This is a genomic window from Roseovarius sp. EC-HK134, from assembly GCF_902498815.1.
Classification (GTDB): domain Bacteria; phylum Pseudomonadota; class Alphaproteobacteria; order Rhodobacterales; family Rhodobacteraceae; genus Roseovarius; species Roseovarius mucosus_A.
On record NZ_LR701544.1, the window covers coordinates 820,596 to 845,787 of the forward strand.

Consider the following 25,192-nt stretch of genomic DNA (forward strand, 5'->3'; position numbering starts at 1 on the left):
GCCATTGGACAGGAGACCGATATTGAAGAAGAATTTTTTTGATATCGGTGTCTTGGCCCTTGGCCTTGCACTCGGGTTTGGCGGCCTATCGACAGCGCACGCCAAACCCAAAGTCACCGAAACCATCAAGACCTACGCGGTTTCTGCCACGTCAGTTGCAGGGTTGGTGCAGGAGATGAACGAAAAAGGTCCGAAAGGATTCTGGGCCTTTACAGATTGGTACGTCCGCTGGACCGGCGATTGCAAGCTGAGCGTTACAGTCGATATCACGCTGCCAAAGCACAAAAACCCCGCTAAAATGCCCGCCGAAGTGCGGACGAAATTCGATGCCATGCTGGCCGCGCTTACAGAGCATGAACGCCAGCACGGGCGTCACGGCATTGCAGCCGCCCAAGAAATTGAGGCTGCCGGGTGCGCAGGCGGCGATGCGATCCTCAAGAAGTATAACGCCATCGACGTCAAATTTGACAAGACCACAGACCACGGCCGTAAGAAAGGTGTGGTGCTGAGATAGGTTCGGCACCGCCAGAAGCGGTATTGGTCCCAAGACTCGCCCAAGGGGAGCGTTCTGGAAAATTTCCCTTTGTCCGGAAAAAATCCCCGGCTATCGTGCCCGGAGCGTCATTTGTGGGGCTTGGTGAAACGATGGGCCGGCCGTTTGCCGGAAAAATGGGAGAGAATTGATGGGAAAGCGTGACGACCTGATCGTGAGATACGCGGATGATCTGCGTAATAAATGCGGGATGGAACCGGATATGGACCTGCTGACGAAGGTAACCATTGGATGTGGTCCTGCAATTTACAACGCAGATGCCTCGACAATTGCGGGCAGCCAACCGGCAGAGCTTGAAACCGTCAAGACGAATTTTCTCGTCAAGAAACTGGGCCTCGCCGATAGCCCGGCGCTGATGGACGCGATCAATCAGGTGATCGAGACCTATGGCAAATCCGAGCGTAACAAGTATCGCGCTGTGGTCTATTACATGCTGACCAAGCATTTCGGCAAGGAAGCCGTCTATCGCTGAGGCGATGATCCCACCGAATGTCAGAGCGCCCGCCCCTCGGTGGGTGTTCTTTTTTATGGCTCAGGAATGTGTGCGAAAGTCGCTTGTATCGAGCACTGGAGCCGCATCTATATCCTCGGCATCGAGCAGGGTGGCAACCCGCTCGAGCGATGCCACAAGCTGTGCCTGTTCCCAATCCGCGAGCGCCTCGAACTTGCGCACATAGCGCTGTTGCAGCGCGTCAGGGGCACGACGAATGGTCTCGTGGCCCGCATCGGTGATGACGATGTTCGTCTGCCGACGATCGGTCTGGGATTTTTCCCGCGTCACCACGCCATGTTTCACCAATTTGTCCACCAAAGCGGTGATGGTCGCCTGAGACACCCGCATCTGTTGGGCGATATGGGTTGCGGTGCAATTGCCCCGCTCCGCCACAATTTGAAGAACGCGGAATTGAACCGCTGTCAGCCCGGCAGCGGAAGCGAGCTTGCGCCCATAAATCTCGGTTGCGCGCAGGATGCGACGCAGGGCGATCAAGCTTTGGTCTGTGCGGTCCATACGAGCCCCTTTGGTGATGGCTGTAATGGTCGCAAAGCTGTCGCTCAATTGCAATTTCATTCCTCCTGAGAAACTAATTTAGTTCGCTAATTAAATATATAGGGTATTTTATCCGAAAAAATAAGGTATTTTGGCAATAAATGGCGAATTTTATAAATTCACACGCGCATGGTTGATTTATAGGCCTGTTTAATATATTTAGTTCTACGAAGCAAATAGAGAGGTCACACAGCGATGCGACATGCGATGGAAATGTTTCGGAAGGCCCTACCAACCCTGCGCAAGCCCTCATCAGAGGACGGCGCGGCGATCTGGGAGCTGATTCAGGCGTGCAAGCCGCTCGATGAAAATTCGATGTATTGCAACCTGATCCAATGCGATCATTTCCGCGACACCTGCATCGTAGCTGAGATGGGTGGTGAAGTTGTCGGCTGGGTTTCGGGCTATCTCTTGCCTGACGATCCTGAAACGCTCTTTGTGTGGCAGGTGGCCGTATCGGAAAAGGCACGCGGCACGGGTCTGGGCACGCTGATGCTTCGCGGGCTTCTGTCGCGTGACGTCTGCAAGGATGTGACCCGCGTGCAAACCACGATCACGCGCGACAATGCTGGCAGCTGGGCCTTGTTCCGCAAGTTCAGCGATCTGAACGACGGCGCCCTGTCGAGCACGCCGTACTTCTCGAAATCGCTGCATTTCAACGATCTGCACGACACCGAATACATGGTCACAATTGCCATGAAAGAGCGGATGAAAAAGGCGGCCTGATCCTCAGGCCCCTGCCCGCCCATTCCCCAATCAGATGAAGGAATACGTTATGACGACTGACAAGTCAGCCGATCTGGAAATTTTTGCCCGTCGCGAAAGCGAAGCGCGCAGCTATTGCCGCAGCTTTCCCACCGCTTTTGTCAAGGCGCAGGGGTCTGAGATGACCGATGCGTCGGGCAACACCTATATCGACTTTCTCGCCGGGTGCTCGTCGCTCAACTATGGGCACAACGACCCGGACATGAAGGCGGCGTTGATCGACCATATCACCGCTGATGGGGTCACCCATGGCCTTGATATGCACACGGATGCCAAGGCTGATTTCCTGCGCGCATTCGAGGATATCATCTTAAAGCCGCGCGGCATGGATTATAAGGTGATGATGACCGGCCCGACCGGCACGAACGCGGTCGAAGCGGCCATGAAGCTGGCGCGCAAAGTGACGGGTCGGCGCAACATCATCGCGTTTACCAACGGGTTTCATGGCATGACCATGGGCGCGCTGAGCTGCACCGGTAACGCGGGCAAACGCGCGGGCGCGGGCGGTGGATCGCTCTGTGGCACCACGCATATGCCCTATGAAGGGGCGTTCGGGCCGGATGTGGACAGCCTCAGGATCATCGAGGAAATGCTGGGCAATCCGTCCAGCGGCGTCGATGCCCCGGCAGCCTTCATTCTAGAGCCGGTACAGGGCGAGGGTGGGCTCAATGCCGCGTCCACCGCCTTTATGCAGGGCGTGGCCCGCTTGGCCAAGGAACACGGTGCCCTACTGATTGTAGATGACATTCAGGCAGGCTGCGGGCGCACGGGCACTTTCTTTAGTTTTGAGGAGATGGGGATCGAGCCTGATCTCATCCCAATGGCCAAGAGCTTTTCGGGGATGGGCCTGCCCTTTGCCGCGCTCTTGATCAAGCCCGAGCATGATATCTGGGGCCCAGCCGAGCATAATGGCACCTTCCGGGGCAACACACATGCCTTTGTCACCGCACGTGTCGCGATCGAGAAATTCTGGAAGGACGATGCGTTCCAGAAATCCATCGCTACAAAATCCGAAATTCTGCGTGACGCGCTGATTCGGATCGCGGACGGCATCCCCGGTGCCCGTCTCAAAGGACGCGGCATGATGCAGGGGGTCGATGTGGGTGACGGCACACTCGCAGCGGCGATCTGTGCCCGAGCCTTTGAAAAAGGGCTTATCATCGAGACATCGGGTGCCCATGATGAGGTGGTCAAGGTGCTTGCCGCCCTGACAACGCCCGAAGCGACCCTGAAATCGGGGCTGAGCATCCTCGAAGAAGCAGCGCGCGACGTGACACAGACACATAAACTTGCAGCGGAGTAACGGAAATGATTGTGAGAGACTTTAACAAAATCATCGAGCAAGAGCGCGAGCGCGTGGTCTCTGATGCGCAATGGTCGAGCGTGCGGATGCTGCTGGCAGATGACGGGATGGGATTTTCATTTCACATCACGTTCCTGGAGCCGGGTTCGGAACATACGTTCGAATACAAGAACCACTTTGAAAGCGTCTATTGCATGCAGGGCAAAGGCTCGATCACGGACATCGCCACCGGCGAGACGCATGAGATCAAGCCGGGCGTGATGTATGCGCTCGACAAGCATGATCGCCACATCCTGCGCGCAGAGGAAGAGCTTGTCATGGCCTGCTGCTTTAACCCGCCGGTGACGGGCAAAGAGGTTCATCAGGCCGATGGCTCTTACGCGCTGGAAAGCGCCTGACAAAAGGGTCCGGGTTTAAACCCGGATAGAGGGATATGACATTTCCAGACCATACCGTCGAAAAAATTGGCGGCACATCCATGAGCCGCGTGAACGAGTTGCTTGGAACGCTCTTTATCGGAGAGCGGACAGGTGCCGCGCTCTACCATCGCATCTTTGTGGTCTCGGCCTTTGGCGGGATCACCAACAAGCTGTTGGAGCACAAGAAATCCGGCACACCGGGGGTCTATGCGCGATTTGCCAACGGGGATGATGATCACGGTTGGCTTGATGCGCTGACCGAGGTGGGTCGCGCGATGCGCGAGGCACATGGGGATATTCTGGAACATCCGGGTGATCGCAGCATGGCGGACGAGTTCGTGCGCGAGCGGATCGAGGGGGCGCGGTCGTGCCTCTTTGATCTGCAGCGGCTATGTTCCTATGGCCATTTCCGCCTGAGCGATCACATGCTGGTCATCCGTGAATTGCTCTCGGGTCTGGGGGAATCGCATTCTGCCTTTGTCACCACGCTTTTGTTGCAGCGGGCCGGCGTCAACGCGCGATTCATCGACCTGAGCGGTTGGCGCGACGAGACAGAGCATGACCTGTCAGAACGGATCGCCGCAGGCTTGCGTGACGTGGATCTATCCAGCGAAATGCCGATTGTCACGGGCTATGCGCAATGCACCGAAGGGCTGATGCGCGAGTTTGACCGGGGCTATTCCGAGGTCACATTCGCCACTATTGCCGCATGGACAGGGGCGAAAGAGGCGATCATCCACAAGGAATTTCACCTCTCGTCCGCGGATCCAAACCTTGTGGGGGCGGACGCTGTGCGCAAGCTGGGCCACACCAATTACGACGTGGCCGATCAGCTCTCGAATCTGGGGATGGAGGCGATTCACCCCAAGGCGGCCAAGACCCTGCGACAGGCCGATGTGGCGCTGCGGGTAACGAATGCCTTTGATCCGGGCGATCCGGGGACGCTGATCGACGATCAGCCGACCGATACGCCAAGCGTCGAGATCGTGACCGGCCTCAAGGTCGTGGCATTGGAATTGTTCGAACAGGATATGGTCGGCGTCAAAGGCTATGACGCGGCCATTCTGGAGGCGCTCAAGCGGCACAATGTCTGGATCGTATCCAAGACATCGAACGCCAATACGATCACGCACTATGTGCAGGCGTCGCTCAAGGTTGTCCGGCGCGTGGCGCGTGATCTGGAAGAGATTTACCCCTCGGCCAAGGTCTCTGCGCGCACCTTGTCTCTGGTGTCGCCCATCGGGCGTGATCTGAGTGGGCTCAGGGTACTCAGCCGCGGTCTGGCAGCGCTAGAGGATGCCGGGATCGAGGTGATCGCCGCCCACCAGACACCCCGCAGCGTGGATGTTCAATTCGTCCTCGGAGCCAAGGAGATGGAGGCGGGAATCGCCGCCTTGCACCGCGCTCTGATCGAAAGCGAGGTGACCCACCTCCCTAGAAAGGCCGCCTGAGCGCGGCCATCCCCAGAGTGCGCTGAGCACAATTTGAAACGAATGCGCGGCAGTCTCTGTTTGGAGCTGCCGCACGTTTGGCGTAAGGTTGTTTTATTCGGGCCAGTATGGCCGAGACCTGATCAAGTTACACGTGTGGTGCGTAGGGAGCACGTGGGGAACGGAGGGTGTCGGCATCTGCTGGCATCCTCCGTTTGGGTCTTGTGCAGGCGTCACCGGCTCCGGGTCAGCTCCAGGAACACATCCTGCAAATCCGCCTGTTCTGTTTTCACATCGCGAATGGTGATTCCGGCGGCATGAACGGCAGCAAGCACCTCTTCGGCAGAGGTGGCACCGGATTTATAGGTGATGACCAGCGCCCCATCGCCACGCTTGGTCACGCTCAGCCCCTCCGCCTGCGGCAGGGTTGCGGCGGGCTTGTCGGGCTGAATGATCATCGTCTTGTGGTCAAGACGCCCCAAGAGATTGGCGGTGCTGTCGCGCGCCACCACTTCACCCAGATTGATAATGGCGATTTCGTCGCACATTTCCTCGGCCTCTTCGAGGTAGTGGGTGGTGAGAATGATGGTCATGCCCTGCTCGTTCAGCCGCCGCACATTCTCCCACAGCATCTGGCGCAGCTCGATATCCACGCCTGCGGTCGGCTCATCCAGAACAAGGATATGCGGATGATGCACCAAGGCCTTGCCCAGAAGCAGACGCCGCCGCATGCCCCCTGATAGGGTGCGCGCATAGGCCTCGGCCTTGTCCTCTAGCCCTATGAGGCGCAATATCTCGTCGCTGCGCCGTTCGCGCCGGGGCACGCCGTAGAGCCCCGCCTGCACCTCAAGCGCGCCGCGCGGGGTAAAGAACGGGTCAAGATTCAATTCCTGCGGCATCACCCCGATTGAGGCGCGGCTCTGACGCGGGTTGCGATCCTGATCGAAGCCCCAGATCGTAACCTGCCCCGCAGTCTTGACCACCAAGCCCGCCAGAATATTGATCAGTGTCGATTTACCCGCCCCGTTCGGCCCCAACAGGCCAAAAACAGACCCTTGCGGTACGTCGAGGTTGATCCCTTTGAGCGCCTGTTTGGCCGGGCTATTGCGCCCTGCGCCATAAGTCTTGGTCAATCCGCGGATTTCAATGGCATTGGACGCCATGCTGCTCTTGCCCCTCGGCTTGTGTTCACTCATATTCGCACCTAGTGGAAAGCACGGCAAAAGGAAACGCCCCGATGGTAACGCAGGCCCCGGAAACCCGCATTGTGGACAGCTATCGCGTCGCCTGCGACGGGGGCGAGGGTGCTTTGGGCCATCCCCGCGTCTGGCTGCAAATCCCGCATGAAACAGGGTTTGTCGAATGCCCCTATTGCGATGCCAAACTGGTTCACAAGGATTTTGAGGGCAAGGTCTGAGCCATCGGCCGGGTGCCCTGTTCGGGCCCGGGAATTTGAGTATTTTCGCCAAGAAGACGCCTGATCGGGAGGGCAACCCATGTCATTCGGAAAAGGCTGTCACTTGCATCTGATCGACGGATCGTCGTTCATTTTCCGCGCCTATCACGCGCTGCCGCCGCTGACGCGCAAATCCGACGGGCTGCCCATCGGGGCTGTGTCGGGGTTTTGCAACATGCTGCAACGCTATGTTGAGGGCAACAACGGCCACGACGCGCCCACGCATGTCGCCGTCATCTTTGACAAGGGCAGCCATACGTTTCGCAACGATCTTTATCCCGAATACAAGGCCAACCGCGAAGCGATGCCAGAGGACCTGCGCCCGCAGATCCCGCTGACGCGCGAGGCCACGCGCGCCTTCAACATCGCCTGCGAAGAGAAAGAGGGCTACGAGGCCGACGACATTATCGCCACGCTCGCCTGTCAGGCGCGCGATCTGGGCGGGCGGGTGACGATCATCAGCTCCGACAAGGACCTGATGCAGCTTGTCGGCGATGGGGTCGAAATGCTGGATGCGATGAAAAACCGCCTGATTGATGTGGAGGGCGTGCGCGAGAAATTCGGCGTCAGCCCGGACCGGGTGGTCGATGTGCAGGCGCTGGCCGGCGATAGTGTCGATAACGTGCCCGGTGCGCCGGGGATCGGGATCAAGACGGCGGCGCTTTTGATCAACGAATTCGGCTCACTCGAGGCGCTTTTGGACCGCGCCGAAGAGATCAAGCAGCCCAAGCGCCGCGATACGTTGATTGAAAAGCGCGCACAGATCGAGATGTCGAAGCGGCTGGTGCAACTGGATTGCAACACGCCGCTCGACTTTACGCTCGACGATCTGGAAGTGCGCGATCCTGATCCCGAGATGTTGTTGGGGTTTCTGGCGCAGATGGAGTTTCGCACCCTCTCGAAGCGCATCGCCGAGGCCTTGGGCGCAGTGGCGCCGACCATTCCGGAACCTGCCGCGCAAAGCGCTGCCACGGCACCCGATCAATCCCCCGATTGGCCAGCGATAGAGCCTGAGACCTATGTCCATGTCTCGGACCGCGCGACGCTGGACGCCTGGATCGCCACCATCCACGCCCAAGGCTATGTCGCCTTTGATACCGAGACCACCTCGCTCAACGAAATGCAGGCCGATCTGGTGGGGATTTCGCTGGCTACGGCACCGGGCCGCGCCTGTTACATCCCGGTGGCGCACAAAGACGGGGCGGCGGATGATCTCTTTGGGTCGGACGCGCGGGCCGAGGGGCAATTGCCGCTGGACGAGGTGTTGGACGCCCTCAAACCCGTGCTTGAGGATGACGCCATCCTCAAGATCGGTCAGAATATGAAGTACGACGCCAAGATTCTGGCCGCCCATGGCATAACCGTAGCCCCCATCGACGATACGATGCTGATGTCCTATGCGCTGCATGCCGGGCTGCACGGGCATGGGATGGACACGCTGTCAGAGCGCTATCTGAACCATAGCCCGATCCCGATCAAATCCCTGCTGGGTAGTGGCAAAGCCGCTGTCACCTTTGACCGCGTGCCAGTGGTCGAGGCGGTGAAATATGCCGCAGAGGATGCCGACATCACGCTGCGCCTCTGGCTCACGCTCAAGCCGCAGCTGCACCGTGCCCAGGTCACCACGGTCTACGAGACGCTGGAACGCCCGTTGGTGCCTGTGCTGGCGCGGATGGAGCGGTATGGCGTGCTGGTCGACCGTGACACGCTGCGCGCCATGTCGGGCAAGTTCGCGCAGAAGATGGCCGGCTTGGAATCAGAAATTCACGCGCTTGCCGGGCGCAGTTTCAATGTCGGTTCGCCCAAGCAATTGGGAGAGATCCTGTTTGACGAAATGGGCCTGCCGGGCGGCGAAAAGGGCAAAACCGGTGCCTATGCCACCGGGGCCGACGTGCTCGAGGATCTGGCGACAGAGCATGATCTGCCTGCGCGCGTTCTGGATTGGCGGCAACTGAGCAAGCTCAAATCCACCTATACTGACGCGCTTCAGGATCACATCGATCCGGATACGGGGCGGGTCCACACCTCCTATCTGCAAACCGGGGCCAGCACAGGGCGGTTTTCCTCGTCAGACCCCAATCTGCAAAACATTCCCGTGCGCAGCGAAGAAGGGCGACGCATCCGAGAGGCCTTTGTTGCGGCCCCCGGCAATCGTCTGGTCAGTCTCGATTACAGCCAGATCGAGTTGCGCATTTTGGCGCATGTGGCCGGGATAGAGACGCTCAAGCAGGCGTTTCGCGATGGCCATGACATTCACGCCATGACCGCGTCAGAGATGTTCAACGTGCCGCTGGCCGAGATGACGCCCGAGATCAGGCGTCAGGCCAAGGCGATCAATTTCGGGGTGATCTATGGCATCTCGGGCTTTGGTCTTGCGCGCAATCTGCGCATTCCAAGAGGCGAGGCGCAGGGATTCATCGACCGCTATTTCGAGCGGTTTCCGGGCATCAAGGATTACATGGACGCCACCACCGCCTTTGCCAAGGAACATGGCTATGTCCAGACCCTGTTCGGGCGCAAGATCCACACGCCCGAGATTGCCGCCAAAGGCCCGCGCGCCGGATTCGCCCGGCGTGCAGCGATCAACGCGCCAATTCAAGGCACGGCGGCGGACATCATCCGCCGCGCCATGATCCGTATGCCCGAAGCGATCGAGGGGCTGCCCTGCAAGATGCTGTTGCAGGTCCATGACGAATTGATCTTTGAAGTGGCCGAGGACAGCGTAGACCGCTTGATCGACGTTGCGCGCGCTGTGATGCAGGGGGCCGCAGACCCGGCAGTGCGTCTAGACGTGCCCCTGGTAGTGGATGCGGGCCAAGGCCGCAATTGGGCGGAAGCGCATTAAACGCCCGCTCTAACGCCCGGAATTGAGTGGTTTAGCGACAAAAACACCCCGCAAAGGGAAAGTGGTGCCCAGGAGAGGACTCGAACCTCCACGGCCTTGCGGCCACTGGCACCTGAAGCCAGCGCGTCTACCATTCCGCCACCTGGGCAGGTGTCGTGAGGCAGGCGTTTATCGCTCGCCCCGGATGGTGTCAACGGCGATTTTGTCGCTTGGCTGCAATTGCCTTATCGTCTTGTCCAAATCGCGCAGGGGCGATAGGAAAGTGAGGATACGCGCATAGCCTCGGAGGCCCGAATGTCAAAGCTTGTCACCATTTACGGCGGATCAGGGTTCGTGGGCCGCTATATCGCGCGGCGCATGGCGCAGGCCGGTTGGCGGGTACGGGTGGCGGTGCGGCGCCCCAATGAGGCGATGCATGTCAAACCCTATGGCGTTGTCGGTCAGGTCGAGCCGGTATTTTGCAATATCCGCGATGATGCATCTGTGCGAGCGGTGATGCAGGGCGCTGATGCGGTGGTGAACTGCGTTGGCACCTTTGACCGCAAGGGCAAAAACAGCTTTGACGCTGTGCAGGACAAGGGGGCCACACGGATCGCGCGGATCGCCGCAGAGGAAGGCGTGGCGCATCTGGTGCATTTGTCGGCAATTGGGGCCGATGCCACCTCGGACAGCCACTATGCCCGTTCCAAGGCAGCGGGCGAGGCAGGTATCCTACAGCATTTCCCGAACGCAGTGATCCTGCGCCCCTCGGTCATCTTTGGTCCCGAAGATCAGTTTTTCAACCGCTTTGCCGGGATGACGCGGCTTGGTCCGGTACTGCCTGTGGTCGGTGCCGACACGCGATTCCAGCCGGTCTATGTAGATGACGTGGCGCAGGCCGCGGTGATGGGGGCCATGGGCCGGGCAGTGCCGGGCATTTACGAGCTTGGCGGGCCAGAGGCGATCAGCTTTCGTGGTCTGATGCAGCAGATGCTGCAGGTGATCCGGCGGCGGCGTCTGATCGCCAATATTCCCTTTGGAGTGGCCGCGCTTATGGCTGGGGCGATGGAGCTTGTTCAGACGGTCACGCTTGGCCTTGTGCCGCCGCAGATCACCCGGGATCAGGTGCGTAGCCTGCGGCGGGATAATGTTGTCGGAGACGGGGCCAAGGGCTTTGACGCGCTTGGCATCACCCCTGTTGCGGTGGGCGCGGTACTGCCGGATTATCTCTGGCGGTTCCGTCCGGCTGGGCAATATGCGGCGATCAAGGAATCGGCCAAGAACCTGCGCGCGCGCTGACCCTCAGCCATAGGCGATGGCCAACAAGGCCACGCCCAGCACCATGCGATAGATCACATAGGGCGTAAAGCTGACGCTGCGCAGCAGGCGCATCATCAGGCCGAGCGCCAAGAGGGCCGCGACAAAGGCCAGGGCGGCGGCAATCGCCCCGTCGCGGATCAGACCCATATCCGCCGTCATCGCGGCCTCTGCACCCAGCAAGACGCCGCTGGCGATGATCGTGGGCACAGACATTAGCATCGAAAGGCGCGCGGCATCCTCGCGCGCAAAACCCATGACGCGCGCACCCGTGATGGTGATACCAGAGCGCGAGGTGCCGGGAATAAGGGCAATGACCTGCCACATCCCCAAGAGGATGGCATCGCGCAGGGTCCAACCTTCGCTGGTTCTGACAGTTTTGCCAGTTTGATCCGCCCAATAGAGCAGGACGCCAAAGATGAGCGTGGCCCAGCCGATCACAGTAATCGAGCGCAGCGCGTCATTTAGCCCGGTGATCTTGAGCAGCAGGCCCGCCACCATCACCGGAACCGCCGAGACAATCAACAGCAACGCAAGCCGAGCGCCGGGCGTGTCGGCACGCCCCATGAACAGGCGAGGCAGGCCAAAGATGGCCCCCCGCAGGTCAGACCAGAAGTAGAGAATGACCGCAAAGAGCGTGCCCACATGCACCGCCACATCAATGATCTGTCCCTGATCGGGAATATGCAGGAGATTCGGCAAAAGGATCAGATGGCCAGACGAGGAAATTGGCAAAAACTCCGTTATCCCCTGCACGATGGCGACGAGGAAGATGTGAAAGAGCGCCATGGTGCCTGTCCCGATCCGATTTTTGAAATCGTATAAAGCATTGTCTTAAAAAGGCAAAGTTGATTGTAGGTCCGGATCGGAATTAATTTATGAAAAAATCAATGGGGACGCGCGCACAGCAACTATAATTAATTCATAATAGGTCATAGTTTATGACTTTTAATCCAAAGAGGAGTGCTGTAAACCTTCGCAACCAGTTGACTCGGGAGGAAAAGCCGTGGCCAAGCAACCCATGCTGAAATTTGTGAGCGTTGAGCGGGATATGCCCGAGAAACGTGGCGCAGATGATCGGCGGCAGGATTTCCATGAAATCTATGCCGAATTCGCCGATGCCAAAGCCAAGGAGCAGGCCGGACGGTGTAGCCAGTGTGGCGTGCCCTATTGCCAGAGCCATTGTCCGCTGCACAACAATATCCCGGACTGGCTGCGACTGACAGCCGAAGGTCGGCTGAAAGAGGCTTATGAAATCAGCCAGTTGACCAACACCTTCCCCGAGATTTGTGGGCGCATCTGCCCGCAGGACCGGCTGTGCGAGGGCAATTGCGTGATCGAGCAATCGGGGCATGGCACGGTCACGATTGGGGCGGTTGAAAAATACATCACCGATACCGCCTGGGAAGAGGGCTGGGTTGAGGTGATCAAGCCAAGTGTGGAGCGCGTTGAATCTGTCGGCATTATTGGTGCTGGCCCCGGTGGGCTTGCGGCGGCGGATGTGCTGCGGCGGGCGGGGGTTCAGGTTACGGTCTATGACCGCTATGATCGCGGTGGCGGATTGCTGACCTATGGGATTCCTGGTTTCAAGTTGGAAAAGGACGTGGTCATGCGCCGCGTCGAACAACTGGAGCAGGGTGGCGTTAAATTCGTGCTCAATTGTGATGTGGGAACAGACATCAGTTTCGATGAAATCCGCAGCAAACACAATGCGTTGATGATTGCCACCGGAGTTTACAAGAGCCGCGATTTGGACGGCCCGGGGGCCGGTGCAGACGGGATCGTGCGAGCGATTGACTATCTGACCGCCAGCAATCGTGTGTGCTTTGGCGACAGCGTGCCAGAGTATGAAAGCGGCGAGTTGAACGCAGAGGGCAAGCGCATTGTTGTGGTAGGCGGCGGCGATACAGCGATGGATTGCGTGCGAACAGCCATTCGGCAAGGGGCCAAATCGGTTACATGCCTATACCGTCGCGACCGCGAGAATATGCCCGGCAGCCAGCGTGAGGTGGCCAATGCCGAAGAGGAAGGTGTCAAGTTTGAATGGCTGAGCGCCCCTGTTGGCTTTGTTGGCGACCCGGTAACAGCGGTGAAAGTGCAGAAAATGCGCCTTGGTGCGCCCGATGCCACAGGGCGGCAGAGCCCAGAGCCGATTGAGGGCGCGATCGAGGATGCGCCCGCCGATCTGGTGATCAAGGCGCTCGGGTTCGAGCCCGAAGACCTGCCAAGCCTTTGGGGGCAAAAGGAATTGGAACTCACCCGTTGGGGGACGATCAAGGCCGAGTTCACCACTGGGCAAACCGCGATGGACGGGGTTTTTGCCGTGGGCGATATCGTGCGCGGCGCATCCCTTGTGGTTTGGGCGATCCGCGACGGGCGCGACTCGGCGGCGGCAATCCTGAACTATCTGGACCAAGCGCAAGCCGTTGCTGCGGAGTAGCGGTAACCTGTCGGTATACTGCCGGTATTCCGGCGATGATCCGACAGCCACGCGACGAGACAACGTGACAGACACACTGACCCACCAGATTAAGGAAGGGTAAAGACCGATGACGACATTTGATCTTAACTGGGCCGAAGAACAGCAAGCCAAGCGCGAGTGGTTGGCAGCCAATGGCATGTATGCCGAAGAAGAGGAACACTCCTCTTGTGGTGTGGGCCTTGTCGTGTCGATTGACGGCAAACCGTCGCGCCGCGTGGTCGAGGCAGGGATCAACGCGCTCAAGGCGATCTGGCACCGGGGTGCCGTTGATGCCGATGGCAAGACCGGCGATGGCGCAGGCATTCATCTGCAAATCCCGGTGTCGTTCTTTTACGATCAAATCCGCCGCACTGGCCACGAGCCGAACGAGAGCCGGTTGGTTGCCGTGGGTCAGGTGTTCTTGCCGCGCACAAATTTTGGCGCACAGGAACAGTGCCGGACCATCGTGGAAACCGAAGTGCTCCGCATGGGGCACACGATCTATGGCTGGCGGCATGTGCCGGTGGATATTTCCTGTCTTGGCGAAAAGGCCAACGCAACCCGGCCTGAGATCGAACAGATCCTGATTTCCGATGCCAAGGGATTGGACGAGGAAACATTCGAGCGGGAACTTTATGTGATCCGCCGCCGGATCGAAAAGGCGGTGCAGGCTGCCGGGATCATGGGATTTTACATGGCCAGCCTGAGCTGCCGCAGCATCATCTACAAAGGGATGATGCTGGCCGAGCAGGTGGCGGTGTTCTACCCGGACCTCATGGACGAACGGTTCAAGAGCGCCTTTGCCATTTATCATCAGCGTTATTCGACCAACACCTTCCCGCAATGGTGGCTGGCGCAGCCGTTCCGCATGCTGGCGCATAACGGCGAGATCAACACGCTCAAGGGCAATACCAATTGGATGAAAAGCCATGAGATCCGCATGGCAAGCGGGGCCTTTGGCGATCTGGCCGAAGATATCAAGCCGATCATCCCGCAAGGATCAAGCGATAGTGCCGCGCTGGATGCCGTGTTCGAGGTGCTGGTGCGCGCCGGACGGTCCGCGCCGATGGCCAAGACGATGCTGGTGCCTGAATCCTGGTCCAAGCAGGCCGAAGAGCTGCCGCAGTCGTGGCGCGATATGTATTCCTATTGCAATTCGGTGATGGAGCCGTGGGATGGCCCCGCCGCGCTGGCGATGACCGATGGCCGCTGGGTATGCGCCGGGCTTGACCGCAACGGGCTGCGGCCGATGCGGTATGTGGTTACGGGTGACGGCATGGTGATTGCCGGGTCAGAGGCCGGGATGGTCCCGATTGACGAGCGTACGGTCAAGGAAAAGGGCGCACTTGGGCCGGGCCAGATGCTGGCCGTGGATATGACCCAAGGCAAGCTCTATCACGATGCGGAAATCAAGAACCGCTTGGCGGACGCGCAGCCCTTTGGCGAATGGGTCGGCAAGATCAACGAGCTGGATGAGGCGCTTTCGGGGGCAACAGAGGCCCCGCTTTATTCCGGTTCGGACCTGCGCAAGCGGCAGATCGCAGCGGGCTATAGCATCGAGGAACTGGAGCAGGTTCTGGCCCCCATGGCCGAGGATGGCAAAGAGGCGGTGGCGAGCATGGGCGACGACACGCCAAGTGCCGTTCTATCCAAACAGTATCGCCCCCTGAGCCATTTCTTCCGTCAGAATTTCAGTCAGGTGACCAACCCGCCCATTGACAGCTTGCGCGAATACCGGGTGATGAGCCTGAAGACGCGGTTCGGCAACCTCAAGAACGTGCTGGATGAATCGAGCGCGCAAACCGAGATTCTGGTCCTCGAAAGCCCGTTCGTGGGCAATGCCCAATGGGCCGAGATGATCAAACAGTTCAACGCCGATGTGACCGAGATCGACTGCACCTTTGCGCCCGGCAAGAACGCGCTGCAAGACGGGCTAGAGCGTATCCGCGCCGAGGCAGAGGATGCGATCCGCTCGGGCACCGGGCATCTCATCCTGACGGATCAACACCAGAACGAGGCCCGCGTCGGCATGCCAATGATTTTGGCGACGAGTGCGGTGCATAGCCATCTGACACGCAAGGGGCTGCGCACATTCTCGAGCCTCAACGTGCGCTCTGCCGAATGTATCGACCCGCATTATTTCGCGGTGCTGATTGGCGCGGGTGCCACGGTGGTCAACGCCTATCTGGCCGAGGACAGCATCGCCGACCGGATCGCGCGCGGATTGATCGAGGGGAGCCTAACCGAAGCAGTGGCCCGCTACCGGACAGCGATTGATCAGGGTCTGCTCAAAATCATGTCGAAGATGGGGATTTCGGTGATCTCCTCTTATCGTGGCGGTTTGAACTTTGAAGCGGTCGGGCTGAGCCGTGCGATGTGCGCAGAGTATTTCCCCGGTCTGACCAGCCGGATCAGTGGCATCGGTGTGTCGGGGATTCAGGCCAAGCTGGAAGAGGTGCATGGCCGCGCCTATGCCGGCGGGCAGGATATTCTGCCGATCGGCGGCTTTTACAAGGCGCGGAAATCGGGCGAAACCCATGCTTGGGGTGCGCAGACAATGCATATCCTGCAAACCGCCTGTAACAAGGCAAGCTATGAGCTCTGGAAGCGCTACAGCGCGGCTATGCAGGCCAATCCGCCCATCCATCTGCGCGACCTGATGGCGATCAAGCCACTGGGCAAGGCGATCCCGATTGAAGAGGTCGAGAGCGTAACCGCGATCCGCAAGCGGTTCGTGACACCGGGCATGTCGCTTGGGGCGCTGAGCCCCGAGGCGCACAAGACGCTGAACGTCGCAATGAACCGGATCGGCGCGCGCTCGGACAGTGGCGAAGGCGGCGAAGACCCGGCGCATTTCACGCCAGAGGCCAATGGCGACAACCCATCGGCCAAGATCAAGCAGGTGGCATCTGGCCGCTTTGGCGTGACGGCGGAATATCTCAACCATTGCGAAGAGTTGGAAATCAAGGTCGCGCAAGGGGCCAAGCCCGGCGAGGGTGGGCAGTTGCCGGGCATGAAAGTGACAAAGCTGATTGCACGGCTGCGCCATTCGACCGAAGGCGTGACGCTGATTTCGCCGCCGCCGCATCACGATATCTACAGTATCGAGGATCTGGCGCAGCTCATCTATGACCTCAAGCAGATCAATCCGGGCGTCAAAGTATGCGTCAAGCTGGTGGCGCAATCCGGTGTGGGCACGATTGCCGCCGGTGTGGCCAAGGCCAAGGCGGATGTGATCCTGATTTCCGGGCATAATGGTGGCACCGGCGCATCCCCCGCAACGAGCATCAAATATGCCGGCCTGCCGTGGGAAATGGGCCTGACCGAGGCGCATCAGGTGCTGAGCATGAACAATCTGCGCGAGCGGATCACGCTGCGCACCGATGGCGGGCTGCGTACCGGGCGCGATATCGTCATGGCGGCGATGATGGGGGCCGAGGAATATGGCATCGGCACCGCAGCGCTGATCGCGATGGGCTGTATCATGGTGCGTCAGTGCCAGTCGAACACCTGTCCCGTGGGCGTTTGCACGCAAGACGAGGCGCTGCGCGCCAAGTTCACCGGCAATGCCGACAAAGTGGTGAACCTCATCACTTTCTACGCGCAGGAGGTGCGGGAAATCCTTGCCTCTATCGGTGCGCGCAGCCTTGATGAGGTGATCGGGCGGGCGGATCTGCTGACGCAGGTGTCGCGCGGTTCGGCGCATCTGGATGATCTTGACCTCAACCCGATGCTGATCACCGTCGATGGGGCGCAGCATCAGCGCTATGACCGGCTCAAGCCGCGCAACAAGGTGCCCGATACGCTGGACGCCGAAATCGTGCGCGATGCCGCGCGGTTCCTGAACGATGGTGAGAAGATGCAGCTGCATTATGCGGTGCAGAACACGCATCGCACCGTGGGCACGCGGGTATCCAGCCATATCGTGCGCAAGTTCGGAATGCGCAATAGCCTTCAGCCGGATCACCTGACGGTCAAGCTGACGGGAAGTGCGGGGCAGAGCCTTGGGGCCTTTGCCGCGCCGGGCCTCAAGATCGAGGTCTCGGGCGACGCCAATGACTATGTGGGCAAGGGCCTGTCGGGGGCAACCATCGTGGTACGCCCACCAATGGCCAGCCCGCTGGTTGCCGCCGAAAACACGATCATCGGCAATACCGTGCTCTATGGCGCGACCGATGGCTATCTCTTTGCCGCAGGCCGTGCTGGCGAACGCTTTGCCGTGCGCAATTCGGGTGCAAAGGTGGTGATCGAGGGCTGCGGCAGCAATGGCTGTGAATACATGACCGGCGGCGTTGCGGTGATCCTTGGCGATATCGGGGCCAATTTTGGCGCCGGCATGACCGGCGGCATGGCCTATCTCTATGATCCGCAGGGCCGCGCGCCGACACTTGTCAATGGCGAAACCCTGGTCAGTTGTGCCGTAACAGAGCCGCATTGGGAGGCCGAGCTGAAAGGGCTGATCGAGCGGCATGTCGCGGAAACCGGCAGCCGCCGGGGGCAGGACATCCTGCAATACTGGGATCAAGAGCGGGCACATTTCATCCAGCTTTGCCCCAAGGAGATGCTCAACAAGCTGAGCCATCCGCTTGGCATGGTGCCAGAGGCTATTCCGGCAGAATAGAGACGAAATCCGGGGGCTCTGCCCCCGGACCCCCGGAGTATTTTCGCCAAGAAGAACCCGACCCGCGCCAAAGGTGTTTTGCGTGCCCGCGCAGGGCGTTATAGCTGTTCCATGGCACGCGCGCGCAAATCCCCACCCTTACGGGCGAAATCCCGATGGACGCCGACCACATGGCTGGTGCGCTGGTCGCTTGCGGCCGTGCTGATCGTGATCGGAGTGATCGCAACCCATCGTGAGATCGCACCGCCCAAGACCTATTACATGGGTCAGGAAGAGCGGCGACTGGGCCGCATCGCCCAGGACTGGGTGCCAATGGCGCAAATTGCGCCAGTGATGGCGCGGTCCCTGGTGGCGGCAGAGGATGCCAATTTTTGCCAGCACTGGGGGTTTGATATGGCGGCCATTCGCACGGCGATCGCCGAGGGATCAGGGCGCGGGGCCTCGACGCTCAGTCAGCAAGTCGTCAAGAATGTCTATCTCTGGCATGGGCGCAATTGGGCGCGCAAGGCGCTGGAGGCCAGCATTACTCCGGTGGTCGAAACGCTTTGGTCGAAACGTCGGATCATCGAGGTCTATCTTAACGTTGCAGAGTTTGATGAGGGGGTTTTCGGGGTTGAGGCCGCCGCGCGGCACTATTTCGGCGTGAGCGCCGCCGACCTGAGCGCCACGCAAGCGGCACGGCTGGCGGCGGTGCTGCCTGATCCCAAGGGACGCTCCGCGTCAAAACCATCGCAGGCATTGCGCAACCGGGCCGCTGGTATCCTTGATGGGGCGGCAACGATTGACCGAGATGGGCGCGCCACCTGTTTCGAGGATTGAAAACCGCAGCCAAAGGGGGCATTGAGGGGCGACCCCCGAGACCACAGGTAATCGTTCATGGCCAAGCTCTATCATGTCCCGCTCTCGCCCTTTTGCCGCAAGGTTCGGCTGAGTCTGGCGGAAAAGCGGATCGAATGTGAGCTGGTGGAAGAGCGCTATTGGGAGCAGGATCCGGACTTTCTGCGCCGCAACCCGGCTGGCAAAGTGCCCGTGCTGCGGATCGACGGCAAGACCATGTCGGAGAGTGCCGCGATCTGCGAATATCTCGAAGAGAAGTATCCCGAACCGTCCCTGATGCCCAAAGGCACCGATGCGCGCTATGAGGTGCGGCGGCTGGTGGGGTGGTTTGACGACAAGTTTCATAGCGAAGTGACCAGCAAGTTGGTCTATGAGCGGGTGAACAAGAAGGTGATGAAGCTAGGCTTTCCCGACAGTCGCAATGTCAAGGACGGCGCCAAGGCGATCAAATATCATCTGGATTACATGGCGTGGCTGTTGGATCACCGGCGCTGGCTGGCGGGCGATGTGATGACGCTGGCGGATTTTGCGGCAGCCGCGCATCTTAGCGCGCTGGATTACATCAGCGATGTGGACTGGACGCGCAGCGAGGCGGTCAAGGATTGGTATGCCAAGATCAAGTCGCGCCCGGCGTTCCGCGGGATTCTGGCGGATCAAGTGTCGGGATTTCCGCCGCCTGCGCATTATGCTGATCTCGACTTTTAGGTTGGGGGCGCTGCCCCCGTCGCCGCAAGCGGCGACTCCCCCGAGGTATTTTGCGCCAGATGAATATTGGGCTGAAACAGAGACTGATTGATCAAGCGCTTACCGAAGGGTTTGACGCCTGTCGGATGTGTCGCCCATGGGATGTGGGGCATGTGCCCGAGCGTTTGGCCGCATTTCTTGGGCAGGGCTATCACGGGCAGATGGGATGGCTGGCAGAGCGCAGCGAGTGGCGCGGCGCGCCTGAGGCGCTCTGGCCCGAGGCGCGCACCGTCATCATGTTGGGCGAAAGCTATACCCCCGAGGAAGACCCCTTGGCCGGGTTGAAGCGGCCCGATTGCGGCAATATCTCGGTTTATGCCCGCAACAGAGACTATCACGACACGGTCAAGAAGCGGTTGAAACGCTTGGCGCGCTGGCTGATCGACGCGGGCGGCGGGGAGGTGAAGGTGTTTGTTGACACCGCCCCCGTGCCGGAAAAGCCGCTGGGACAAGCGGCGGGGCTGGGATGGCAGGGCAAGCACACCAACCTGGTGAGCCGTGAGTTGGGAAGCTGGTTTTTCCTTGGGTCCGTTTTTACGACACTGGATCTAGAGACGGATCCGGCGGAAATCGATCATTGTGGGTCTTGCCGCGCCTGTCTTGACATCTGTCCCACCGATGCCTTTCCCACGCCCTATCAGTTGGACGCGCGGCGCTGTATTTCCTATCTGACGATCGAGCATAAGGGGCCCGTGGATGAAGCCCTGCGCCCCGGTCTGGGCAACCGGATTTATGGCTGCGACGATTGTCTGGCGGTCTGCCCATGGAACAAGTTTGCGGTTACGGCGCGTGAAGTGAAGTATCACGCGCGCGACGATCTGGTGGCGCCACGGCTGGCGGAGCTGGCAATGCTGGACGATACCGCGTTCCGTACGAGATTTTCCGGCAGCCCGATCAAGCGGATCGGGCGGGATCGGTTTTTGCGCAATGTGCTCTATGCGATTGGCAATTCCGCAGATCCCAGCCTGCGCCCGGTGGCACAATCGCAGTGCGAGGATGCGGATGCGGCCGTCTCGGATGCGGCGCGGTGGGCGGTCAAACGACTGGATCGTGACGCAAACGGGCTGGCATAGCGCGAGAAACCCGCTACACCCCTAGCCTGACAGTCAAAGAGGGCAGGCAGATGGCGTTGTTGTTGGGCGTGGACACCGGGGGCACATATACCGATGCCGTTCTGATCCGGGATGAGCGCGAGGTGATTGCGAGCGCCAAGGCGCTGACGACACGGGCCGATCTGGCCGTGGGAATTGGTGCTGCGGTCGAGGCCGTGCTGCGCGAAAGCGGCGCGAATGTGGGCGATATCGGCCTTGCCTCCCTCTCGACGACCTTGGCGACCAACGCGCTTGTCGAGGGGCAAGGCGGGCGCGCGGGCCTAGTTTATATCGGGTTTCGGGCGGCAGATTTGCAGGCGCATGGGCTGGCCGAGGCGCTGGGAGGTGACCCGGCGATTGTGCTGAGTGGTGGCCATAACCACGCCGGAGGCGAGGCAATGCCGCTGGATAAAGAGGCGCTTTTGGCCTGGTTAGAGACTGGAACAGGGGCAGAGGCCTATGCGGTGGCATCGCTCTTTGCCACCAGAAACCCCGCGCATGAATTGGCGGCGGCAGAGACGATCCGCGCGGTAACGGGACGGCCTGTGAGCCTGTCGCATCATCTGTCGGCCAAGCTCAACGGGCCGAAACGGGCGCTGACCGCGCTGCTGAACGCGCGGCTCATCGGGATGATTGCGCGGCTGATCGACCGAGCCGAGGGCAAGCTGGGCGAGTTGGGGATACACGCGCCGCTGATGGTGGTGCGGGGAGACGGGGCGTTGATCAGTGCCGATCAAGCGCGGGAACGCCCCATCGAGACCATTCTGAGCGGGCCTGCGGCAAGCATCGTGGGCGCGCGCTGGCTGACCGGGGCGGCGCATGCGCTGGTGTCGGATATTGGCGGAACAACGACCGATGTGGCGGTCCTGCGCGAGGGGCGACCGGCGATTGATCCCGAAGGCGCGCGTGTGGGCCCATGGCGCACCATGGTCGAAGCGGTTGCGATGCGAACCTTTGGGCTGGGTGGTGACAGTGAGGTTCATGTGCGCGACGAAGGGCTGGAGGGCGGCGTGATCCTCGGCCCGCGGCGCGTGGTGCCGGTGAGCCTGATGGCGGCAGAGGCACGCGAGGCGGTGCATGGCGTGTTGGAGGAACAATTGCGGGCAGTGGCCCCCGGCGAGCATGACGCGCGGTTCGTGCGCGCGGTACCGGGGATCGAGGCCGGGGGATTAGGCGAGCGCGAAGAAGCTTTGTTGGGCCGGATTGGTGTCGATGTCCGCCCCGTCGGCAAGGTGCTCAAGACGCGCATGGATGGCGCGGCGCTGACACGCTTGGTGCGCCGGGGGCTGGTGCAGGTGGCGGGTATCACGCCGTCGGATGCAAGCCATGTGCTGGGCGGGCTGGACAGTTGGGATGCAGAGGCCGCGCGCATTGCGTTGGAACTGGTGGCGCGCAAGCGAACCGGGTCGGGCAACCGGCTGGCAGAGGGGCCAGAGCATTTGGCGCGCATGATCGTGGATCGCCTGACGCATCAGACAAGTTTAGCTTTGTTAGAGACTGCTTTTGCCGAAGAAGACATGGACTTTGGCCTGTCTCCTACGGCGCTGGCCGAGCATGTGCTGATGCAAAAAGGGTTGGATGGGCATCGCGGTTTGGTGCGAATCGAGAGCGGGCTGGCGGTGCCGGTGATTGGTCTCGGTGCGTCGGCGGCGAGCTATTACGGCGCGGTGGGTGCGCGGCTGGGCTGCGAGATGATCCTGCCTGCGCATGGCGGCGTGGCCAATGCGATTGGCGCGGTGGTGGGCCGTGTGACAATCCGGCGGGGCGGCACGGTAACATCACCCTCTGAGGGCAAATACCGCGTGCATCTTGAAAGCGGGCCAGAGGATTATGCCGCGTCCGACACCGCGATGGCGGCGCTAGAGGCGGTTTTGCGGGCCGAAGCACAAGCCGAAGCCGAGGCGGCCGGGGCAGTGGATATTCATGTTACCGCGCGCCGTGCCGTAAAAGAAGCGCAGGCCGAGGCGCGACGGGTGTTTTTGGAAGCTGAAATCGTGGTAGAGGCGAGTGGACGGCCTCGGATCGCCGTCTGAGGTGTGGGGGCGCTGCCCCCAGTCCCGGAGCAGTTCGGGAACACTGAACGGGAGGGCGACATGACAGCAGCAGATCGGTTTGACTCGGATATTGCAGGGCGACTGGACGGGTTGCGCGATGAGGGGCTCTATAAGGGCGAGCGGGTGATCGCCTCGATGCAGGCGGGCGAGGTGCGGCTGGCGGATGGGCGCGCGGTGGTGAACCTCTGCGCCAACAATTACCTGGGTCTGGCAGATCATCCCGAAGTGATCGCGGCGGCGCATGCGGCGCTGGACCGTTACGGGTTTGGCATGGCGAGCGTGCGGTTTATTTGCGGAACGCAGGAAGAGCATAAAGAGCTGGAGGCCCGGATCGCCGGGTTTTTAGGGTGTGAGGATGCGATCCTTTATGCGGCGGCGTTTGACGCGAATACCGGTTTGTTCGAGACGATTTTGGGGCCAGAGGATGCGATCATCAGCGATGCGCTCAACCATGCGAGCATCATCGACGGTATCCGGCTCTGCAAGGCGGCGCGCTATCGCTATGCCAATCGCGACATGGCCGATCTGGAGCGGTGTTTGCGCGAGGCGAAGGGCGCGCGGCATCGGCTGATTGCAACGGATGGCGTGTTCTCGATGGATGGAACTTATGCGCCCTTGGATGAAATTTGCGATTTGGCCGCCCGCTATGATGCAATGGTGATGGTGGATGATTGCCATGCCACCGGCTTTGTCGGCGAGACCGGGCGCGGCACACCCGAGCGGTTCGGGGTGATGGACCGTGTGGATATCCTGACCGGCACGCTGGGCAAGGCGCTGGGCGGGGCCTCGGGCGGATATACGGCGGCAAGTGCGCAGGTGGTGGATTGGCTGCGGCAACGCTCGCGCCCGTATCTTTTTTCCAACACGCTGGCGCCGGTGATTGCAGGGGCCTCGCTCAAAGTCTTTGATATGCTGGAGGACGGCGCGGAGCGGCGTGCGCGGCTCTGGGACAATGCAGCGTATTTCCGCGAGAGGATGGGCGCACTGGGGTTTGAAATGCTGCCCGGCGAACATGCGATCATCCCGGTCATGTTGCGCGATCCGAAGCTGGCGCAAGAAATGGCAGCGCGGCTGAATGATCGCGGCGTTTATGTGACCGCCTTCAGCTTTCCGGTGGTGCCCAAGGGGCAGGATCGGATCAGAACGCAAATGAGTGCCGGGCTTACGCGCGATATGCTGGACCGGGCAATTGACGCTTTTGCGGTCGTGGGCCGCGACCTAGGAGTGATCTGATGCAGAACGAGATGAAGGCGCTGGTCAAGACCAAGGCAGAGCCCGGGCTCTGGATGGAATACGTGCCGGTGCCCGAGGTGGGGCCATCGGATGTGCTGATCAAGGTGCGCAAATCGGCGATTTGCGGCACCGATGTGCATATCTGGAAGTGGGATGAATTCTCGGCCCGGACCGTGTCGGTGCCGATGGTTGTGGGCCATGAATTCGTCGGCGAGATTGTCGATACCGGACCTGCGGCGGTGAAATACCGGATTGGTCAGCGGGTGAGCGGCGAGGGGCATATCGTCTGCGGCACCTGTCGGAACTGTCGCGCGGGGCGAGGGCATCTGTGCCGCAATACCAAGGGGGTGGGCGTGCATCGCCCCGGGTCCTTTGCCGAATATCTCTGTATCCCCGAAAGCAATGTGGTGCCAATTCCAGAGGATATTCCCGACGAGATTGCAGCAATCTTTGATCCCTTTGGCAATGCGGTGCATACCGCGCTCAGTTTCGATCTGGTGGGTGAGGATGTGCTTGTCACAGGCGCGGGGCCGATTGGCATCATGGGGGCGCTGGTCGCGCAAAAGGTGGGCGCGCGCAAGGTGGTGATCACCGATATCAACCCCTACCGTCTTGATCTGGCGCAGCGGATGGGGGTGCAGCATGTGGTTGATGTGGGCAAAGAGCACCTGCGCGATGTGATGGCCGACATCGGCATGACCGAAGGCTTTGACGTGGGGCTTGAGATGTCTGGCGCGGCCCCGGCGATGCAGCAGATGATCGCGCGGATGAACAATGGCGGCAAGCTGGCGCTGTTGGGGATTGCGCCCACGGAATTTGCGGTGGATTGGAACGCGGTGATTTTCAAGATGCTGCATATCAAGGGCATCTATGGCCGGGAGATGTATGAGACTTGGTACAAGATGATTGCGCTGGTGCAATCGGGGCTGGATGTGTCGGGGCTGATCACCCACCGGATCGGAATTGATGATTTCGAGCAGGGCTTTGCCGCGATGATTTCGGGCAATTCGGGCAAGGTGGTGATGGACTGGTAGGG

Annotated in this window: 20 protein-coding genes and 1 tRNA gene; 17 read left to right on the plus strand and 4 right to left on the minus strand. The window is 60.3% G+C overall.

Going from position 1 to position 25,192, the window contains the following annotated elements:
• Positions 1-22 precede the first annotated feature (22 nt).
• Positions 23-514: a DUF922 domain-containing protein gene (locus GC127_RS07850; protein WP_008282634.1), complete on the plus strand. Its 492-nt coding sequence runs from the start codon at positions 23-25 to the stop codon at positions 512-514.
• 169 nt (positions 515-683) lie between these two features.
• Positions 684-1,025: a DUF2853 family protein gene (locus tag GC127_RS07855; RefSeq protein WP_008282635.1), complete on the plus strand. Its 342-nt coding sequence runs from the start codon at positions 684-686 to the stop codon at positions 1,023-1,025.
• 60 nt (positions 1,026-1,085) lie between these two features.
• Here the strand turns inward: GC127_RS07855 and GC127_RS07860 are convergent, their stop codons facing one another.
• Complete coding sequence (locus tag GC127_RS07860; protein ID WP_037298691.1) at positions 1,086-1,562, minus strand: MarR family winged helix-turn-helix transcriptional regulator; 477 nt, start codon at positions 1,560-1,562, stop codon at positions 1,086-1,088.
• A gap of 246 nt (positions 1,563-1,808) precedes the next feature.
• On the opposite strand from GC127_RS07860, the gene ectA reads away from it, so the two are divergent.
• The 4 genes from ectA to GC127_RS07880 are packed head-to-tail and all read left to right on the plus strand — an operon-like array spanning position 1,809 to position 5,539.
• Complete coding sequence (gene ectA, locus GC127_RS07865; protein ID WP_008282637.1) at positions 1,809-2,327, plus strand: diaminobutyrate acetyltransferase; 519 nt, start codon at positions 1,809-1,811, stop codon at positions 2,325-2,327.
• A gap of 49 nt (positions 2,328-2,376) precedes the next feature.
• On the plus strand, positions 2,377-3,669 hold the full coding sequence (ectB, locus tag GC127_RS07870) for a diaminobutyrate--2-oxoglutarate transaminase (RefSeq protein WP_008282638.1): 1,293 nt from the start codon (positions 2,377-2,379) through the stop codon (positions 3,667-3,669).
• A gap of 5 nt (positions 3,670-3,674) precedes the next feature.
• Positions 3,675-4,067, plus strand: coding sequence for an ectoine synthase (locus GC127_RS07875; RefSeq protein WP_081507314.1), 393 nt, complete (start codon positions 3,675-3,677; stop codon positions 4,065-4,067).
• Positions 4,068-4,102: 35 nt separating this feature from the next.
• Entirely contained in the window at positions 4,103-5,539 is a 1,437-nt protein-coding gene (locus GC127_RS07880; protein ID WP_008282640.1) for an aspartate kinase, read from the plus strand.
• Between the two features lie 212 nt (positions 5,540-5,751).
• On the opposite strand, the gene GC127_RS07885 is transcribed toward GC127_RS07880, so the two are convergent.
• Positions 5,752-6,681, minus strand: coding sequence for an ABC transporter ATP-binding protein (locus GC127_RS07885; RefSeq protein ID WP_037298623.1), 930 nt, complete (start codon positions 6,679-6,681; stop codon positions 5,752-5,754).
• A gap of 74 nt (positions 6,682-6,755) precedes the next feature.
• Between GC127_RS07885 and GC127_RS07890 the strand changes: the two genes are divergently transcribed.
• Positions 6,756-6,935, plus strand: a complete 180-nt coding sequence (locus tag GC127_RS07890; RefSeq protein ID WP_037276823.1) for a zinc-finger domain-containing protein — start codon at positions 6,756-6,758, stop codon at positions 6,933-6,935.
• Positions 6,936-7,014: 79 nt separating this feature from the next.
• Positions 7,015-9,819, plus strand: coding sequence for a DNA polymerase I (gene polA, locus GC127_RS07895; protein WP_151977436.1), 2,805 nt, complete (start codon positions 7,015-7,017; stop codon positions 9,817-9,819).
• Between the two features lie 62 nt (positions 9,820-9,881).
• Here polA and GC127_RS07900 read toward each other — a convergent pair.
• A tRNA-Leu gene (locus GC127_RS07900) sits at positions 9,882-9,967 on the minus strand.
• Between the two features lie 146 nt (positions 9,968-10,113).
• On the opposite strand from GC127_RS07900, the gene GC127_RS07905 reads away from it, so the two are divergent.
• Complete coding sequence (locus GC127_RS07905; RefSeq protein WP_151977438.1) at positions 10,114-11,097, plus strand: complex I NDUFA9 subunit family protein; 984 nt, start codon at positions 10,114-10,116, stop codon at positions 11,095-11,097.
• 3 nt (positions 11,098-11,100) lie between these two features.
• Here the strand turns inward: GC127_RS07905 and GC127_RS07910 are convergent, their stop codons facing one another.
• Positions 11,101-11,904, minus strand: a complete 804-nt coding sequence (locus GC127_RS07910; RefSeq protein ID WP_081507309.1) for an undecaprenyl-diphosphate phosphatase — start codon at positions 11,902-11,904, stop codon at positions 11,101-11,103.
• Between the two features lie 217 nt (positions 11,905-12,121).
• Here GC127_RS07910 and GC127_RS07915 point away from each other — a divergent pair, with 217 nt between their 5' ends.
• The 8 genes from GC127_RS07915 to tdh all read left to right on the plus strand — a co-directional run bounded on the left by GC127_RS07915 (position 12,122) and on the right by tdh (position 25,190).
• Entirely contained in the window at positions 12,122-13,555 is a 1,434-nt protein-coding gene (locus GC127_RS07915; RefSeq protein WP_199861212.1) for an NAD(P)-dependent oxidoreductase, read from the plus strand.
• A gap of 109 nt (positions 13,556-13,664) precedes the next feature.
• Positions 13,665-18,197 (plus strand): glutamate synthase large subunit, encoded by a 4,533-nt coding sequence (gene gltB, locus GC127_RS07920; protein WP_151977440.1) that lies wholly within the window; start codon positions 13,665-13,667, stop codon positions 18,195-18,197.
• A 111-nt stretch (positions 18,198-18,308) separates the two neighbouring features.
• Complete coding sequence (gene mtgA, locus GC127_RS07925) at positions 18,309-19,016, plus strand: monofunctional biosynthetic peptidoglycan transglycosylase (RefSeq protein ID WP_151977442.1); 708 nt, start codon at positions 18,309-18,311, stop codon at positions 19,014-19,016.
• Positions 19,017-19,073: 57 nt separating this feature from the next.
• A complete protein-coding gene (locus GC127_RS07930) occupies positions 19,074-19,739 on the plus strand; it encodes a glutathione S-transferase family protein (protein ID WP_008282649.1) in 666 nt (221 codons plus the stop codon).
• Between the two features lie 59 nt (positions 19,740-19,798).
• A complete protein-coding gene (gene queG / locus GC127_RS07935) occupies positions 19,799-20,851 on the plus strand; it encodes a tRNA epoxyqueuosine(34) reductase QueG (RefSeq protein ID WP_151977444.1) in 1,053 nt (350 codons plus the stop codon).
• Between the two features lie 50 nt (positions 20,852-20,901).
• Positions 20,902-22,902: a hydantoinase/oxoprolinase N-terminal domain-containing protein gene (locus GC127_RS07940; protein ID WP_151977446.1), complete on the plus strand. Its 2,001-nt coding sequence runs from the start codon at positions 20,902-20,904 to the stop codon at positions 22,900-22,902.
• Between the two features lie 60 nt (positions 22,903-22,962).
• Entirely contained in the window at positions 22,963-24,156 is a 1,194-nt protein-coding gene (locus GC127_RS07945) for a glycine C-acetyltransferase (protein WP_151977448.1), read from the plus strand.
• 11 nt (positions 24,157-24,167) lie between these two features.
• Positions 24,168-25,190, plus strand: coding sequence for an L-threonine 3-dehydrogenase (tdh, locus tag GC127_RS07950; protein ID WP_199861316.1), 1,023 nt, complete (start codon positions 24,168-24,170; stop codon positions 25,188-25,190).
• Positions 25,191-25,192: the final 2 nt, after the last annotated feature.

Excerpts from the sequence above, each read along its gene's own strand:
- GC127_RS07855 (WP_008282635.1), top strand. The coding sequence starts at position 684 with ATGGGAAAGCGTGACGACCTGATCGTGAGATACGCGGATGATCTGCGT.
- GC127_RS07860 (WP_037298691.1), bottom strand. The coding sequence starts at position 1,562 with ATGGACCGCACAGACCAAAGCTTGATCGCCCTGCGTCGCATCCTGCGC.
- ectA (WP_008282637.1), top strand. The coding sequence starts at position 1,809 with ATGGAAATGTTTCGGAAGGCCCTACCAACCCTGCGCAAGCCCTCATCA.
- ectB (WP_008282638.1), top strand. The coding sequence starts at position 2,377 with ATGACGACTGACAAGTCAGCCGATCTGGAAATTTTTGCCCGTCGCGAA.
- GC127_RS07875 (WP_081507314.1), top strand. The coding sequence starts at position 3,675 with ATGATTGTGAGAGACTTTAACAAAATCATCGAGCAAGAGCGCGAGCGC.
- GC127_RS07880 (WP_008282640.1), top strand. The coding sequence starts at position 4,103 with ATGACATTTCCAGACCATACCGTCGAAAAAATTGGCGGCACATCCATG.
- GC127_RS07885 (WP_037298623.1), bottom strand. The coding sequence starts at position 6,681 with ATGGCGTCCAATGCCATTGAAATCCGCGGATTGACCAAGACTTATGGC.
- GC127_RS07890 (WP_037276823.1), top strand. The coding sequence starts at position 6,756 with ATGGTAACGCAGGCCCCGGAAACCCGCATTGTGGACAGCTATCGCGTC.
- polA (WP_151977436.1), top strand. The coding sequence starts at position 7,015 with ATGTCATTCGGAAAAGGCTGTCACTTGCATCTGATCGACGGATCGTCG.
- GC127_RS07905 (WP_151977438.1), top strand. The coding sequence starts at position 10,114 with ATGTCAAAGCTTGTCACCATTTACGGCGGATCAGGGTTCGTGGGCCGC.
- GC127_RS07910 (WP_081507309.1), bottom strand. The coding sequence starts at position 11,904 with ATGGCGCTCTTTCACATCTTCCTCGTCGCCATCGTGCAGGGGATAACG.
- gltB (WP_151977440.1), top strand. The coding sequence starts at position 13,665 with ATGACGACATTTGATCTTAACTGGGCCGAAGAACAGCAAGCCAAGCGC.
- mtgA (WP_151977442.1), top strand. The coding sequence starts at position 18,309 with ATGGCACGCGCGCGCAAATCCCCACCCTTACGGGCGAAATCCCGATGG.
- GC127_RS07930 (WP_008282649.1), top strand. The coding sequence starts at position 19,074 with ATGGCCAAGCTCTATCATGTCCCGCTCTCGCCCTTTTGCCGCAAGGTT.
- queG (WP_151977444.1), top strand. The coding sequence starts at position 19,799 with ATGAATATTGGGCTGAAACAGAGACTGATTGATCAAGCGCTTACCGAA.
- GC127_RS07940 (WP_151977446.1), top strand. The coding sequence starts at position 20,902 with ATGGCGTTGTTGTTGGGCGTGGACACCGGGGGCACATATACCGATGCC.
- GC127_RS07945 (WP_151977448.1), top strand. The coding sequence starts at position 22,963 with ATGACAGCAGCAGATCGGTTTGACTCGGATATTGCAGGGCGACTGGAC.
- tdh (WP_199861316.1), top strand. The coding sequence starts at position 24,168 with ATGAAGGCGCTGGTCAAGACCAAGGCAGAGCCCGGGCTCTGGATGGAA.